The organism is Roseivirga seohaensis subsp. aquiponti (genome assembly GCF_001267955.1).
In the GTDB taxonomy this organism is placed as follows: Bacteria; Bacteroidota; Bacteroidia; order Cytophagales; family Cyclobacteriaceae; genus Roseivirga; species Roseivirga seohaensis.
Genome location: NZ_JSVA01000022.1, coordinates 1 through 16671 on the forward strand (window position 1 = coordinate 1; position 16671 = coordinate 16671).

Here is a 16671-nt window from a genome sequence, read left to right on the forward strand (position 1 = left end):
TATGCTTGTTCAGCTTTATGCTGAAAGATACAAAGCAGGACAGGCCAATGATCAGTTGGGTATTGTTATCAACCTTGATGACTTGAACAACCTTGGCGAAGCAAAAGCTCGCTCAACAGTAGACCAAGTTTATGCTCAAATTGAAGCTGACCTTACTACTGCTTTACAAAGCTTAAATGCCTCTTCAGTAACATCCTCTGACAAATCTCAAATCAGCAAAAACGTTGTAAACGGTATGTTTGCAAGGGTTTATTTGACTAAAGGAGAGTGGAACAATGCCATTACTTATGCACAAGCTGCAAGACAAGGTTTCCCTTTAACTTCTGCAGCGCAAATCCAAGAAGGTTTCAACAATTATAGTGCAACTGGTTGGATTTGGTCGAGCCGTATTATTCCTGACCAAGGAACTTACTTCTCTTCATTCTTTGCTTACATGTCATACAACTACAGCTCTTCACACATTAGAAACAACCCTAAGTGTATCAATGCTGATCTTTATGATATGATTCCTGCAACAGATGTGAGAAAAGGTTTCTGGGCAGTTACTCAGGCAGAAATGGATGCAATTGACATTCCAAGCAACTTCAGAAAATACCCTTACATGAACACTAAGTTCAACTCACCTGGCGCTGGAACACTTGGTGATGGTGACATCGTTTTGATGCGTACTGCTGAGATGATCTTGATTGAAGCCGAAGCGAATGCTCGTTTAGGTGTGGCTAACGAACCAGCAGCTAGAACTGCTCTATTCTCTTTAGTTTCTCAGCGTGATCCAAATGCTGTAATCAGCACTAACACTGGACAAGCACTTATCGATGAAATCTTAGTTCAAAGAAGAATTGAGCTTTGGGGTGAAGGATTCAACTTCCTTGATCTTAAAAGAGCAAACTTGCCTTTGAAAAGATCAACTAGAGGTAGCTTCAGCCTTACTCAGGCTAGAATCACAGAAATTCCTGCTGGTGATTTACAGTGGCAGTGGTTCTTCCCTATTAGCGCTATTAACGTGAACCCTAACTTGGTTCAGAACGATTAATAAAACGATGAAGATTTAAAACCTTCACATCAATAAATGACAGAAGCCCAATTGTATAAATTGGGCTTCTTCTTTTTTAATACTACCAAAGTATCATTCATACCCAATTCAACCTTGAATTATCCCCTACATTTCACCACCTTTGCGCTTCAAAAAATCACAAACTATGACTTCAGATCAGCTGAAAGATTTAAAAGCCAGAGTAGCGGCTTTGAGGGGGTATCTTTGACTACGATGTCAAGAAACGTGAAGTAGAAGAAGAAGAGCTGGTTACAGCCCAACCAGAGTTTTGGAACGATCCAAAAGAAGCCGAAAAAGTATTAAAACAAATACGTTTAAAGAAAGTATGGACCACCAGCTTTGAAAACGTTTTAACTGCCTTAGAAGACGTTGACACCCTAAACGAGTTTCTCGAAATGGGCGAAGTGTCGGAAGAAGAGGTAGAAAAAGAATACCGAAAGGCCTTGGAAATTCTCGAAGAAATTGAATTCAAAAAGATGCTCAGTGGTGAAGAAGACCAACTGAGTGCCATGATTGAAATCAACCCAGGCGCAGGCGGAACTGAAAGTAACGACTGGGCCGAAATATTGATGCGTATGTACATCATGTGGGGCGAAAGCAAGGGCTATAAGGTTAAACAAATTCATTATCAACCAGGCGATGTAGCAGGCTGTAAATCCTGTACGCTTGAATTCGAAGGCGAATTTGCTTTTGGGCTATTGAAGGCCGAATCAGGAGTGCATCGATTGGTTCGTATTTCTCCTTTCGATTCTGGCGGAAGAAGACATACCTCATTTGCCTCTGTATTTGCCTACCCAGTAGTTGATGACACCATTGAAATTGAAATTAACCCTGCTGATATCAGTTGGGATACTTTCCGATCGGGAGGAGCTGGTGGACAGAATGTAAACAAAGTAGAAACTGGGGTACGTCTAAAACACGCTCCTACGGGCATTACAATTGAAAATACAGAAGGTAGATCGCAGCTGGGCAATAAGGAAAAAGCGCTTTCAATGCTTAAATCGAGGCTCTATCAAATTGAGATGGACAAGCGCAACGCAGCTCGAGATATAGTAGAAGGCGAAAAAAAGAGGGTCGATTTTGGTTCTCAAATTAGAAACTATGTACTACATCCTTATAAACTAATCAAAGATGCCCGAACAGGTTTTGAACGCACCGATGTACAAAATGTGTTAGATGGTGATTTAGACGATTACATAAAGGCTTATTTAATGCAGCAATAAATCAAATGGAGTCTCGGCTCCATTTTTTATTTACAACTATGCTCAAAAGAAAGACAGGAACGCCCAGTATTTACACCTTACAGTTTTTTTTACTTTGCCTAAGTTCCTTTCTGTTCTTCGGTAGCTTTAATATGATCGTACCCGATTTATATGATTACATCACTTCATTGGGTGGGGGCGAATACAAGGGTTTAATCATTTCTCTATTTACCGTAACGGCAGGACTTTCAAGACCCTTTAGCGGCAGATTATCCGATACGATTGGTAGAATACCTGTAATGATCTTTGGTGCTAGTGTATGCTTTGTAATGGGCTTTCTCTATCCAATGGTTAGCACGGTATGGGCGCTTTTACTCCTCCGGTTTTTACATGGATTTTCAACGGGTTTTAAACCTACAGGTACCTCAGCTTATATAGCCGATATTGTACCTTCCACCAGAAGAGGTGAAGCCATGGGGCTCTCTGGCTTTTTCGGGAGCTTAGGCATGGCCGCTGGCCCATCCATTGGCCCGAAGATTACAGCCGCCTATGGTTTGGATATGACATTCTATACCTCTTCTGTGGCTGCAATATTATCAGTAATTATACTAGCTGGCATGAAAGAAACCTTGCAAGAAAAGGTGAAATTCCACCCAAGGTTACTCAAAATCAAATGGAATGAAGTGATTGAGCCAAGAGTGTTCAACCCTTCTCTCCTCTTTTTATTGACCGCTTTTTCATTTGGAGCAGTACTTACTTTAGTGCCAGACCTTACCATACAACTAGGTTATGATCAAGGTGAAAAAGGAATTTTCTTTACCGTGTTCGTGATTTCATCATTAGCCATTCGACTTTTGGCAGGCAAGGCTTCCGATAAATATGGAAGGATAATCGTTTTGAAAATTGCGGCATTGGCGATAGTCGTTTCTGATGTTCTTATCGCCTATACGCACACTCAAACCATGCTAATGGTTAGCGCAGTAATGTTTGGAGTTGCAGTAGGAATGAATACCCCAACCATTTATGCATGGACGATTGACTTGAGTTTAGACCACTTGCGTGGCAAAGGCTTGGCCACTATGTACATTGCACTAGAAATTGGTATTGGTTCAGGAGCGCTCATTGCTGGATGGATTTACGCAAACCACATTGAAAACCTTCGCGAAGCCTTTTTGCTTTGTGCTGCGCTTTCCTTTATCGGTTTCTTATTTCTAACTTTTGGTTTAAATTGGTCGAAGCGGTTTGTGAAGAGTACGGTTTAATAGAATCGAACCCTCCTTACCCAGTCATACTGAACTTGTTTCGGTATCCCATCATTTAGAGAGCGGTAATTAATATATTTAACGACAACCCCAAATAACCTATAACCATTTAATATACAGAACTTTTGGAGGGTTATTCCTAGATTTAAAAATCATGAAAACACCAAAGACACTGCTTCCCTTTTTTGCATTTTCCTTTCTTCACCTGCTGGCCAAGCTTATGGATTTTCCTACCATGGCCGATTTCACCAAACCACTTTTAATGGTAGGCTTGATGATTTATTTCAATAATGAAGTGCCGAAAACGGTACTGAGCAAATTTGTGAATGCGGCTCTTTTTCTTTCTCTATTAGGTGATGTTTTCTTGATTTTTTCGAAAGCTCAGCCCATCTTCTTTCTGCTGGGTTTGGCTTCATTTTTACTAGCACACCTCATTTACATTTTTCTAAACCTCAATTTGGTAGATACGGAAGACCGAAAACTAAAATTCAGGTGGCATGATTTACTCTTTGGTTTTTACGGCCTCGTTATATTTCAGCAAATCAAACCAGGATTGGGAGATATGATGATTCCAGCGCTGCTCTACACCATCGTGATTTGTATTATGGGCATTACCGCCAGCAAGCGCTGGGGCAAAACAGACAAAGCCAGTTTTTGGTGGGTTATGATTGGCGCTTTTTTCTTCATTATCAGCGATAGCATTTTGGCCATTAACCAATTTGGAACCCCTTTTCCGCAAGCGGGTTTCTTGATTATGCTTACTTACATTATAGCCCAATTTATGATAGTTAGGGGGATTGTAGAGTTTATTAAAGGTCTTAAAGCAAGTGAATAAAAGACGACACAGGCATTAATCTATTTGCCTTCCGTCCCAAAAGAAAGCGCCTTCCTTTTCGCCAAAACCTTAAAGCGGATAAAGAGGGTGATGGCTGCTATGCTTAAGCCGGTTAGCAGGCCATACCAAACGCCTTCGGGGCCAAAGCCTAACGTGAAACCAAACAAATAACTAACCGGAATACCGAGTACCCAATAGGCCACAAAAGTGATTACAGTAGGCACTCGAACATCAGACATCCCTCTAAGCGAGCCTAGCCCCACCACTTGCACGCCATCTGACAACTGGAAAAAACCTGCCACAATAATCAATGAGCCTGCTATTCTTATTACTTCTGGATCATCGATATAGAGTGTGGGGAAAAAATTATGGAAGACAATATAGACCACAGAACAACAGGCCATAAAAATAAGCGCCATCATAAAACTGGTATTGCCAGCGCGATTCAGGTTGAAAGCATCTCTTCTCCCCACTTGGTTACCAATACGCACGGTAGAAGCTGCTGCAATACCTGTGGCCATCATATAACTGAGTGAAACCAAGCTCAAGGCAATTTGATGCGCAGCCAAAGGCACTACCCCAAGCCTTCCCATCAACAACGCTGCTCCTGCAAAAGCACTTACCTCGAATACAAACTGGGTTCCGCTCGGCACTCCAATTTTGAGCATGGGTTTAAAGTAGGCAGCGGTAATGTTAAAGATTTTAAAAGCAGCGCTGTAATACTGTGTTCTTTTACTCCTCCCTACATACAGCATCATGCCTACGGCCATAAATACCCTAGAAATTAGTGTTCCCCAACCCGCTCCAATTAAGCCCAATTCAGGAAAACCGAACTTTCCATAAATTAAAATGTAATTGAATAACACATTGATCAGGTTAGCACTAATGGTAATAAACATGGTCGGTTTGGTGATAGAAAGCCCCTCGGCAAATTGTCGGAAATTCTGAAAAAGCATCATCGGAATCATCGAAAAGAGGATGACATAGAAGTATGGTTTCCCTAGTCTTATTACTTCTTCGGGTTGAGAAAAACTTCCAAAACCAAAAGACAAGAGGTAGCCTAATAAGACCAATACTAAGCTGGTGCCCAAACACAAAACAATCCCATGGCGGAGCAGTCGGGTGATTTTATTGCGGTCGCCCTCACCATCGGCCTGAGCGACTAATGGAGTGATGCCATACGACATGCCAATGCCGAACATCAGAAATACCATGAGTACATTATTGGCAAAAGAAGATGCTGCCAATGCTTCTGGCCCAATTTGGCCTACCATGATGCTATCTACAATCCCCACGGTAACATGACCTACTTGGCTCAACATTACAGGATAGGCAAGGTTAATAGTTTTGCTGAAATGTTGTTTGTACGATAGTTTCTCCAACATCAGATTCCTTTTATTCTAGCAAACCTCATGATTGCCGCTACGCTTAAACTATCGGTAATGCGGCCATCGAGCACCATTTCTAACACTTCGGTAAAGGGTAATTTCTTGATTGAAATGTCTTCGGTGTCATCAAAGTTGGTTTCACCCTCGGTAAGGCCAGTTGCTAAATAGGCGAAACCTACCTCGTCAGTTACAGAGTTGGAGGTATGAATTTTACACAGAAACTCTAATTGTTGGCAATCTAGCCCTGTTTCCTCTTTCAATTCGCGCTTTGCCCCTTCTTCTAAAATTTCGTTTTCAGGTACTGCCCCCATAGGAATTTCCCAGCTGTATTCATTCAAGGTATATCGATACTGCCCAACCAGCCATGTATTCATTTCTTCATCAATGGGAAGAATACCTACCGCTCGGCCTTTGAAAGACACCTTCCCATAAATCCCTTTTCCGCCCGAAGGATTGATCACATTAAACTCATCGACTCTAATCCATGGGTTCTCGTAAATCAGTTTTCCATCTAAAGTCTTCCAAGGGTTTTTATGCGATTCCATGCCGCAAAATTAGACATATGTTTCAGCATCCAAATCAAAGTTTTAAGTTTGGGCATGTTATTATCAAATTTTGGTTCTGGAAAGATTGAAGCGGGTTGTGATGAAGCTGGCCGTGGCCCTCTTGCGGGTCCAGTAGTGGCCTCAGCCGTTATTCTACCAGCGGATTACGAGAATAAGCTGCTCAATGATTCTAAACAACTGAAAAGGGCACACAGAGAGCAGCTTGAAATTGAAATCAAAGCCGAAGCCTTGGCTTGGGCGGTTTGCGAAGTAAGTCCAGAGGAAATTGATGAAGTCAATATTTTGAACGCCTCATTTTTAGCCATGCACCGCGCTATTGATCAATTGCAAATCAAGCCCGAACTATTACTTATTGACGGGAACCGCTTTAAGGTCTATCAGAGTATTCCGCATGAGTGTATTATAAAGGGCGATGGAAAGTATTTATCCATTGCTGCGGCTTCCATTTTAGCCAAAGTAGAAAGAGACAGAATTATGAGTGAGGCGGCTCAACAATTCCCTGGTTATGGTTGGGAAAGCAATGCGGGTTACCCTACTAAAAAGCACCGTCAAGCTATTCGAGATTTAGGTGTTACTCCTTTGCACAGGAAATCGTTTAGGTTGTTGCCTGAGCAGATGGAGTTGTTTTGATAAACTTTTGGAGGGTTTGAAACCCTCCAAAAGGTAGTACATAAAAGCTAAGTGATGTTGTAAGTTTCGAAGTCTCGGAATTTCAGAAACTCATGAATAGCCATGACTTGTGTTGCGTGAAAACCCACGAAGTATCGGGGCCTACGGGATGACTGAGTAGCTAGCTTATCAGCATTCAAAAATTCCGTGCACTAAGTTCAAAGCTAAGTCATGCTGTAAGCATCCTTTTCAGTAACACAGGAAAGCTGATACTCAGGCGTAAGGTGAATGCTATGGCCAGCACACACGGTTTGAATAAACTTTTGGAGGGTTATGAACCCTCCAAAAGGTGGGACTACACAAAAAAGACGACCCATGGCAGCAGGTCGTCTTTTGTATTTAGGTGAAAGATTTTAATCAATCTACATTGTCGTGTAGAAATTTGTTGTTACCCATAATTTCATCATCATCGTTCAAGTTATAGCGCGACACATTGCTTTCAGATGAAGGCGGTGCATCGTTTAACCTCACTTGCCTACGCTGGTAAGCAGGAATCTCTAACTTTTCTTTGATGTCATCATTTTTAATGTGGTAATTTCCAGAGCTACGCAGTTTTTCTTCTCTGAGTCTGGCTTGTTGTTGAAGTTTATTACGCTTCATTTCCAAGAAATCCTTATAACGTTGCTCTTCATGATCTAACTCAATGCGCTCATTTCGCATACGAATTTCAGGATCATCATTGGCTTCAGGCCCAACTTCTTCGATATCATATTTCTGAGCCAACCTAGACAAGAAAGTATAACCTGAAGTGATGTTATCATCATCACTGTCATCTTTATTCTCTACCTCATCAATTTCTTGCCGAGGTTCTGGTTTTTCGAAGCCCGCGCTAAATAAAGATGACTGTGTTGGCTTTTGAACAAAAGATGGTTTTTCAACATTTCGTTCAATTGGCTGATTACTCTCTAAATCAATCACCGTTTTTTTAGTAGTAGGTCTAGCTTCCACTAATGGAGTTTCGAAGCCCGTTGCTATAACGGTTACGCTAATGCTTTGTCCATGATCAACATCAATACCGTGACCAAAGATTACCTCAGCATCGTCACCTGCTTTGTCTTGGATGTACTCAGTGATTTCAGTAAGCTCATCCATTTGAAGTTCGGCTTCTTCACCAGAAATAATAGAAAGCAAGATTTTCTTAGCACCCAAAATATCTTGGCTATTCAATAATGGAGAAGAGATGGCCATTTCTGCAGCTCTTAGTGCTCTTCCTTCACCTTCGGCAGAAGCAGAACCCATCACCGCAGCACCTGCGCCTTTCATTACGGTTTGAACGTCCATAAAATCGACATTTACATACCCCGGAACGGTAATGATTTCGGCAATTCCTTTGGCAGCCGTAGTCAAAATGTTATCAGCTTCGGCAAATGCCTTACTGATTGGTAGGTTACCGTGGATTTCTCTCAGTTTATCGTTGAGGATCACCAAAACAGTATCACAATTTTCCTTTAATGCAGCAATACCTTCATTAGCCGCATTCATTTTCTTTCTTCCTTCAAAACCAAAAGGAGCGGTAACAATACCTACGGTAAGTAGGTCCATGTCGCGTGCAATTTTGGCAATGATTGGAGCTGCACCTGTTCCAGTACCTCCACCCATTCCTGCAGTGATAAATACCATTTTGGTATCATCACCCAGCATTTGACGGATGTCTTCTTTGCTTTCTAAAGCGGCATTTTTACCCACTTCAGGGCTGGCTCCAGCACCAAGACCTTCGGTTAGACCAATACCAATTTGCAACCTATTTGGAATAGGACTGCTTTTCAATGCTTGTGCATCGGTGTTACAAACGATAAATTCCACATCTTTAATCCCCTGATTATACATGTGGTTTACTGCGTTGCTTCCTCCGCCACCAACTCCAATCACTTTAATGATCGATTTGTGGTGCTTAGGAATTTCGAACATATAAGATTCTGCCATGATTATTATGTTTAAGCCTGAAGTCTGAAGCCCGAAGACCGAAGACAAAATCAGGTATTTGTTATTTTATCTTATTTTTAAATGCTGTCATCATGTTCATCAAGTTGAATGATGCGTCATAAACAGCACTGAATTCACTTTTTGTTATGTATTCTCTTCTGTCAGCCTTGTAAAGACAAGTCACTGTTTCGGCCAAAGAACGAATGGCGTACCCCATGAACTTTCTATACTCGGGGCCTGACTGCCCGATTGAGCCTTCTGAAATATTAAGAGCAACAGAATCGGCAGCTCTAGACATTTGAGAAGATAGATTGAATTTTTCCCTATCAGGAAATTTCAGCGTCATGCTATTCACAACCTCTCCTAAATCCATTGCTTTCTGCCAGATCAATAAACTCTCAAATTTGAAACTCATACCTCAAATATTATTTCCAAACTGACTTCCAACTTCGGCCTTCCATCTTCCAACTCCTCAATACTCTCCGCCCTTATCCTGAAAATCATCCATCAATAAACCTTTTGTTTTATCAATAAGGCCTTTGAAGAAGTCCGAGCTTTTCTTTGCGCTCTTCATAGTTTTCTTTCCAGAAGCCACTTGGTTTTGCATATAGCGGTTTTCTCTTTCATCTATGGCCCTAAAGCCCGAAAGCACTAAACCAACCGTTGTTGCATACATTGGGCTCTTGATCGCTTCAATTTTACTTTTACCAAGGTGCTCGTTGGGGTAACCAATTCTGGCGTCCATGCCCGTCATGTATTCGAACAACTGTTTTACATAACCCAGTTGTGAACCACCTCCAGTAATCACGATTCCACCAGCCAACTTGCTTGCGTAACCAGAAGTAATAATTTCGGCATGTACCAACTCAATAATTTCTTCCATTCTAGCCTCAATAATATTGGCAAGGTTACGGATCGAAATTTCCTTTGGCGGTCTATTTCTTAAGCCAGGAATCGAAACGATTTCATTTGGATTGGCCTCTTCTGCAATGGCTTTTCCGAATTTTGTTTTCAACAGCTCAGCCTGGTTCTGCATTACTTTACAGCCTTCCTTAATGTCGGAGGTGATGATATTACCACCAAAAGGAATGACTGCTGTGTGTCGGATAATATTATCGTGGAAGATTGCGATGTCGGTAGTACCACCACCAATATCTACAAGGCAAACGCCAGCCTCTTTTTCTTCATCACTTAATACCGACATGCTTGATGCCAAAGGCTCTAAAATCAAATTTTCGATTTCTAAACCAGCCCTGCGCACGCATTTATTGATATTTCTGATGGCATTAGTTTGAGCAGTAATCACATGAAAATCTGCTTCAAGCTTAACGCCCGACATACCCACCGGATCTTTAATTCCTTCTTCATAATCCACAATGTAATCCTGTGGCATTACGTGAATAATTTCACAGCCTGGAGGCATTACAATTTTGTGTATATCATTCGACAAACGAGTTAAATCGCTCACCGTAATTTCGTCTTCAACTACATCGCGGGTGATGCTACCGTGGTGCACCGAACTCTTAATGTGTTGGCCTGCAATGCCCACATTTACCACATTGATTTCGATACCTGATTGCTCACTTGCTTCGGCAATTGCCTTTTCAATTGCAATAACGGTTTTGTCAATATTGGTCACTATTCCACGGATAACTCCATCAGAAACGGCTTTACCCATTCCTAATACTTCGAGTTTTCCATACTCATTCTTAGTCCCCACAATCACACAGATTTTTGTGGTTCCAATGTCTAGTCCGACAACTATTTTATCTTCTTGCATGGCGTTGTTTGTATTTTATATTTCAGAGCTTCTGTGTTTGTAAACCTGTTACTTCTACATTCACTTTCACTTTAAATTCCTTTGTTTCGATCACTCACAAATGAGTTGATCTTTGTATTCTACATTTACTCTACTGTAGGTATTCCAACCTTTTGTTGGCATAATTTCTTTAAAGAAAATTTCCAACCTCTTGAACTTCGACTTAAAATCTTCAGCATAACCAAACTCAAGTTTCTGATCTCCTACTTGTGGAATCATCACTACTTTTCCGTTTTTGCTTACTACCAACTGAGCGATTTGCATGCTCCAAAACTTATCTTTGTTGATGTATTCGATCAAATCATAAAGCTTTTGGTCATATTCATTTTCTTCAATGCTTTTTCGAGAAGTCAACTCATCCATATATTTCCCTGAAAGCACAATAACCCTTGCCGTGTATTTACTTGAAACTGGCAAAATATCACCCTCTTCCCCCAAATAAGCATGTTTTCCATTATCAGCTATAATTCTTGCCATGGGTTTATTCTGAATGGCTTTCACCACCAAATGCCCATTTAAATCTCTAAACACTTGGGCGTCTTTTACAAAACTGTGCGATTCCACCCTTTGCTCTATTTCTTTCAAACTCACCCTGCCGTAAGCATCACCTAATACAGTGTCTCCTTTGTTTTCGAAAATGAGCGACATTACATCTTCCTCATCGATAAAGAAATTCTCGAAGGTGTTTACGATGTCCACTTCGATGTCATCAATTCTGTAGCCCAGCTCTCTTTTGTCGATAAAACTGATCATAGATAAAAGAAGCACTGAAGCCCCTGTAATCCCTACGATCCTCCAAATTGTTTCTTTTGCTCTCATGACAATTCAGTTTTTATAGGTTCTACAAATTTATCGATGTCGCCAGCGCCAATGGTTAAAAGCACCTCTGGCTGCCAAGCTTTAATTTGTTCAAGTAATGCTTCTTTTGCGCAAACTGTTTTTCTCTCTGCTGTTACTTTATCAAGCAACATTTCTGAAGTAACCCCTTCAATTGGCTGCTCTCTGGCAGGATAGATATCTAACAAAATCACCTCGTCTGCTAAGCTCAAACTCTCCGAAAATTCTGGAGCGAAATCTCTTGTACGGCTGAACAAGTGCGGTTGAAAAACAGCTGTAATTCTTTTGTTTGGGTAAAGCGCTCGCACCGACTTCAATAGTGATTCAATCTCCACAGGGTGATGTGCGTAGTCATCGATATACACCAAGCTTTCAGACTTAATGATGTACTCAAAACGCCTTTTCACACCTTTATAGGTGCTTACTCCTTCGCGAATAGAGTCATCATCGGCACCAAAGTATTTAGTAACAGAAATGGCTGCCAAAGCATTTTCTACATTATGAAAGCCAGGCACATTCAACCTAATACCTGTAATCGTTTTCTTGCTCGTTTTATAATCGAAAACAAAAGCTGCCTCTTCAATTCTTAGGTTTTCGGCTGTAATATCGGCCGACTCCAAGGCATAACTAGAATGATGAATTCTATTCTCATCACCCAGTATCTGGCTCCCCACTCCTTGCTTTGCGAAGAGTTTACCTTTCTTTTCAATTTTACTTACAAACAGTGCAAAAGACTCTTTCAAAGCGTCTTTATCACCGTAAATATCTAAATGATCTGCATCGATAGAGGTAACCACAGCCACATCTGGACGAAGCGTTAAGAACGAACGATCAAATTCATCGGCCTCAATCACAGCTATAGAATTCGTTTCCTCATTCATCACCATGTTTGTACCGTAGTTGGTCGAAATTCCTCCCAAAAAACCTGTGCAATCAATGCCTGCAGTTTTCATCAAGTGGACGATCATAGAACTAGTAGTGGTTTTACCATGCGTTCCGGCCACGGCCACAGAAATCATGCTTTCGGTAATTAAGCCCAATACTTGAGAGCGTTTCATAATATTGAAACCCTCTGCCTTGAGCCAAGCCCACTCTTTATGATCTTTAGGAATTGCTGGCGTGTAGATTACCAAAGCATATTCCTTCGAACCTTTTATTTTATCGCTAATTTGCGCAGGGTCATCTTCAAAATGAACGGCAATTCCCTCGCCTTCTAATTGATTCGTAAGCGCAGTTGGCGTTTTATCGTAACCAGACACAGCTTTACCGTTGTGCTTAAACCATCTGGCCAAAGCACTCATCCCGATCCCCCCGATCCCAAGAAAATATACGTTATGTATGTCTCTCAGCTTCACGCTATCAATTTTAAAATCTCGTCAACTATTTCTTCAGCAGCATTGGGTTTGGCCAATGCCTTTATTTTTTCACTCAGCCTCTCTTGCTTTTCCTGATCGCGGATCAGCGCAATGGCTTCGTCTATTAATCTCTCTCTGGCTTCTACATCCTTTACCAAAATGGCAGCATCATTATCTACCAAAGCTTTCGCATTTTTGGTTTGATGGTCTTCGGCTACGTTGGGCGAAGGCACAAAAATTGTCGGCTTGGCAGCAATGCTTAGTTCGGAAACAGATAAAGCACCTGCCCTAGAAATTACTACATCCGCTGCGGCATAGGCCAAATCCATTTCCTTCAAAAACTCGAAAAGAAGAATACCGTTTGCATCTCCAGAAGCCTCAAGTTTCTGTTTCATTTCAGCATGATAAAACTTGCCACACTGCCAAATCACTTGAACACCTTCTGCCTTCAATTTCTCTAAGCCTAGAACCATACTATCGTTCAGCGTTCTGGCGCCAAGGCTTCCTCCTAAAATCATCAAAACTGGTGCATCACTCAAACCAAAATGCTTCAATGCAGCTTCTTTCTTTCCTGCTAAATCCACTATATCCTTTCTTACAGGATTTCCTGTAAAAGCGATTTTATTGGCTGGGAAGAATTGCTCCATATTAGGATACGCTACGCATATCTTTTGCACCTTCTTTGCCAATAATTTATTGGTAAGGCCTGCATATGAATTCTGCTCCTGAATCACCGCAGGAATTCCCTTTCGCGAAGCCACTCTTAATAAAGGACCGCTAGCATAACCACCAACACCTACCACTGCATGTGGCCTAAACCTTCTAATAATCCCCGCACTTTTGCTGAGACTATTCACCAGTTTTACTGGAAAAAGAAGATTGTCGAAAGTGAGTCTGCGCTGCAAACCACTGATCCATAGACCGATGATTTTATAACCCGCTTCAGGCACTTTTTGCATTTCCATTTTTCCTTCGGCACCCACAAAAAGAATTTCAGCATCATCGAAGCGCGCTTTAAAAGCATTGGCAATGGCAATGGCTGGGTATATATGCCCGCCTGTGCCGCCTCCGCTGATAATGATTCGATATGGTTGTTTCTTTTCTATGGTTACTATGCTTTAGCTGTATTTCTTAAATCGCCATTGATAGGCGAAAAACTTTCTTGTTCTCCTCGGCTCACGCTCAGGATAATCCCCAAGGAAAGGCCAGTGAATAACAGTGAGGTTCCGCCCATACTAATTAATGGTAATGTTTGACCTGTTACAGGGCCTAAGCCCACCACAACGCCAATATTTACCAAAGCCTGAATTACAATGGCGAAACTGAGCCCTGCTGAAAGCAGTCCTCCAAATGCCCTGTCACTGTTGGCCATTACTCGCATTCCTCGATAGAGCAGTACTAAATAGAGGAACAAAACGAACACGCCTCCAATCATTCCATACTCTTCGATAATGATGGCATACACAAAATCTGAATAAGGATATGGAAGGAAATTTCTTTGATCGCTCTTGCCTGGCCCTTTTCCAATTACTCCGCCTGTGGCGATAGCGATATAGGATTGCTGAGCCTGATAAGGCACTTCTTCTTGACTGATAAAGTCGGTTACCCTGCTAATGGCAGTTCCACCACGCTGACCAAAACTCATCGCAAGAACTCCTACAAATGCTCCAACCACCACCAACATGGCCAAATATTTAGGCGGTACTCGACCAATGAATAAAAGCAACATGCAGGTAAGGAAGAGTAAAATTGCGGTCGAAATATTGGTCATTGCAATAAGGCCGCAAATTGCGCCACACCATGCCAACATTGGAATCAATGATTCTTTGATATTGGCAATATTCTGTTGCCTTTTGGCCAACATACTAGCTAAACCAGCAATCAGGGCCATTTTTGCTAAATCAGAAGGCTGAAACTGCAGACCAATAAATGGCAACTCAATCCAACGAGAAGCTTCATTTACAGTTGAGCCTGCTTGCCATGCATAGAGCAATAATGGCACAGAGACGAAAAGTGCGTATCGTGTAATTTTAGAATAATAGCGGTAGTCGATTTTATGAGCCACCCACATTACCACCATAGCCAAACCCACCATAATGGTATGACGAATAAGATAATACTCGGTATTTCCCCCCATTTGTTTGTAAGCCAAGGAGCCCGTTGCACTATAAACCACCAAAATACTAATGAGAGAAAGGCATAGCACCACCACCCAAATGACGGGATCGCCCTGAAGGTGTTTATCGGTCCATGTTTTCAATTTTACTAACATCGTATTTTTTATATTCTATTTTAAATGGCTAAAACTGCTGTTCTAAACTGATCTCCGCGATCTTCATAATTCTTGAACAAATCGAAGCTTGCACAAGCCGGAGATAACAACACCGTATCGCCCGGTTCAGCCAATTCCTTGGCCATTCTAATTGCTTTAATCAAATCGTCCGTTGCCTGAATGCTGGGCACTATGTTTTCGAAAGCCGTAAAGAGTTTCGAATTATCTTTTCCCAAACAGATCAAGCTTTTTACTTTATTCTGTACCAATGCCTGAATTAGGCTGTAATCATTTCCTTTATCTACCCCACCTGCAATCCAAACAATAGGTGCATCAACCGCATCCAAAGCGTAGTAAACCGAATCTACATTGGTTGCTTTTGAGTCATTGATATATTTCGCTCCATTGATTTCCCTTACTGGCTCCAATCGGTGCGGTGCATTTTTGAAGTTTTTAAAACCACGAATAATGGCTTCATCACTTACCCCCGCCAAACTTGCGGCATAGCCAGCAGCTTTGGCATTGAGCATATTGTGTTGCCCCTTTATTGAGATATCTGCTCTGGGGGCAGATACCTCAACGTTTAAAGGGGTAAAAAACAACCTATCATTGTTTATCTCGGAAGCGTCTCCTCCAAGCGAATAAGGATGAACTTTCAGGCCGCGAGCGGCTTTAGAAATGTTCTTCCCAATTTGGTGGTCATCGTTCCAATAAATGGCATGACCTCCCAGGTGTACAAGGTGAAATATGCGCATCTTCGATGCGATATATTTTTCGAAGTCGTAATCGTATCTATCCAAATGATCTGGAGTGATATTCAATACTACTGCAATGTTTAATTTCAATTCGTAACAGTCGTCCAACTGAAAACTGCTCAATTCTAGCACATACCAATCGTGTTGATCTTCGATCACCTGACGTGCTAAACTTTTTCCTACATTTCCGCCAAGACCTACGTTAAACCCTCCTTCTTTCAAGAGATGATAAGTCAAAAGCGTGGTAGTGGTTTTACCGTTTGTTCCTGTAATACCAATCAACTTTGCGGCCGTATGCCGTGCTGCAAATTCTATTTCGCCAATGATTAAATTTCCTTTGGCTCTGAGTTTTTTGATCAAAGGAGCTGATTCTGGAATTCCAGGACTCTTAATTACCAAGTCACTTTCTAAAATTCGATCTTCTGAATGTTTTCCGCTTTCAAACTCAATATCATTGGCTTCTAACTCCTGAACATAAGCTGCTTTGATCTGCCCCATATCAGACACGAACACGTCATAGCCTTTTGCTTTCCCAAGCAATGCCGCTCCTGTTCCGCTTTCGCCTGCGCCTAGTATGGTTAGTTTTCGTTTCAAGCTTAGTTATCAGTTATCAGTTATCAGTTATCAGTTATCAGTTATCAGTTATCAGTTATCAGTTATCAGTTATCAGTTATCAGTTATGGCTGAGTTTTTTCAGAGAATTGAGTTCCCTGACTCCCAGTTTTTTTAATTCT

At 41.5% G+C, this 16671-nt stretch carries 15 protein-coding genes; 5 read left to right on the forward strand and 10 right to left on the reverse strand.

Annotated features, from left to right (window positions below; genetic code table 11):
- From OB69_RS16580 to OB69_RS16600, 4 genes are all read left to right on the forward strand, one after another.
- On the forward strand, nt 1-1033 hold a 1033-nt coding region (locus OB69_RS16580), incomplete at its 5' end, for a RagB/SusD family nutrient uptake outer membrane protein (protein WP_053224878.1).
- 166 nt (nt 1034-1199) lie between these two features.
- A protein-coding gene (gene prfB, locus OB69_RS16590) for a peptide chain release factor 2 (RefSeq protein ID WP_157608615.1) occupies nt 1200-2277 on the forward strand; the annotation gives its coding sequence in 2 pieces (ribosomal slippage) (nt 1200-1259 and nt 1261-2277; 1077 coding nt in all).
- 38 nt (nt 2278-2315) lie between these two features.
- Nucleotides 2316-3518 (forward strand): MFS transporter, encoded by a 1203-nt coding sequence (locus OB69_RS16595; RefSeq protein ID WP_053224881.1) that lies wholly within the window; start codon nt 2316-2318, stop codon nt 3516-3518.
- Between the two features lie 154 nt (nt 3519-3672).
- The gene (locus OB69_RS16600; RefSeq protein ID WP_053224882.1) at nt 3673-4353 is read left to right on the forward strand and encodes a lysoplasmalogenase; all 681 of its coding nucleotides are present in this window, start codon (nt 3673-3675) and stop codon (nt 4351-4353) included.
- A gap of 20 nt (nt 4354-4373) precedes the next feature.
- On the opposite strand, the gene OB69_RS16605 is transcribed toward OB69_RS16600, so the two are convergent.
- Both OB69_RS16605 and OB69_RS16610 read right to left on the reverse strand, forming a co-directional pair.
- On the reverse strand, nt 4374-5738 hold the full coding sequence (locus OB69_RS16605) for an MATE family efflux transporter (protein ID WP_053224883.1): 1365 nt from the start codon (nt 5736-5738) through the stop codon (nt 4374-4376).
- Nucleotides 5738-6286: an NUDIX domain-containing protein gene (locus OB69_RS16610; RefSeq protein WP_053224884.1), complete on the reverse strand. Its 549-nt coding sequence runs from the start codon at nt 6284-6286 to the stop codon at nt 5738-5740. Before OB69_RS16610 ends, OB69_RS16605 begins: the two co-directional genes overlap by 1 nt.
- 54 nt (nt 6287-6340) lie before the next feature.
- On the opposite strand from OB69_RS16610, the gene OB69_RS16615 reads away from it, so the two are divergent.
- Nucleotides 6341-6937 carry a ribonuclease HII gene (locus OB69_RS16615; protein WP_053224885.1) on the forward strand — a complete coding sequence of 199 codons (597 nt, stop codon included), beginning with the start codon at nt 6341-6343 and terminating at the stop codon, nt 6935-6937.
- A gap of 396 nt (nt 6938-7333) precedes the next feature.
- On the opposite strand, the gene ftsZ is transcribed toward OB69_RS16615, so the two are convergent.
- From ftsZ to murD, 8 genes are all read right to left on the reverse strand, one after another.
- The gene (gene ftsZ, locus OB69_RS16620) at nt 7334-8899 is read right to left on the reverse strand and encodes a cell division protein FtsZ (RefSeq protein WP_053224886.1); all 1566 of its coding nucleotides are present in this window, start codon (nt 8897-8899) and stop codon (nt 7334-7336) included.
- A gap of 61 nt (nt 8900-8960) precedes the next feature.
- Nucleotides 8961-9314, reverse strand: coding sequence for a four helix bundle protein (locus tag OB69_RS16625; protein WP_053224887.1), 354 nt, complete (start codon nt 9312-9314; stop codon nt 8961-8963).
- Nucleotides 9315-9371: 57 nt separating this feature from the next.
- Nucleotides 9372-10679: a cell division protein FtsA gene (gene ftsA / locus OB69_RS16630; protein ID WP_053224888.1), complete on the reverse strand. Its 1308-nt coding sequence runs from the start codon at nt 10677-10679 to the stop codon at nt 9372-9374.
- Nucleotides 10680-10769: 90 nt separating this feature from the next.
- Complete coding sequence (locus OB69_RS16635; protein ID WP_053224889.1) at nt 10770-11537, reverse strand: cell division protein FtsQ/DivIB; 768 nt, start codon at nt 11535-11537, stop codon at nt 10770-10772.
- Nucleotides 11534-12910, reverse strand: coding sequence for a UDP-N-acetylmuramate--L-alanine ligase (murC, locus tag OB69_RS16640; protein ID WP_082338211.1), 1377 nt, complete (start codon nt 12908-12910; stop codon nt 11534-11536). Before murC ends, OB69_RS16635 begins: the two co-directional genes overlap by 4 nt.
- The gene (murG, locus tag OB69_RS16645; protein ID WP_082338213.1) at nt 12907-14016 is read right to left on the reverse strand and encodes an undecaprenyldiphospho-muramoylpentapeptide beta-N-acetylglucosaminyltransferase; all 1110 of its coding nucleotides are present in this window, start codon (nt 14014-14016) and stop codon (nt 12907-12909) included. The genes murC and murG overlap by 4 nt, the downstream gene beginning before the upstream one ends.
- 5 nt (nt 14017-14021) lie before the next feature.
- The gene (locus tag OB69_RS16650) at nt 14022-15182 is read right to left on the reverse strand and encodes an FtsW/RodA/SpoVE family cell cycle protein (RefSeq protein ID WP_053224892.1); all 1161 of its coding nucleotides are present in this window, start codon (nt 15180-15182) and stop codon (nt 14022-14024) included.
- 20 nt (nt 15183-15202) lie between these two features.
- Nucleotides 15203-16531: a UDP-N-acetylmuramoyl-L-alanine--D-glutamate ligase gene (gene murD / locus OB69_RS16655; protein WP_053224893.1), complete on the reverse strand. Its 1329-nt coding sequence runs from the start codon at nt 16529-16531 to the stop codon at nt 15203-15205.
- Nucleotides 16532-16671: the final 140 nt, after the last annotated feature.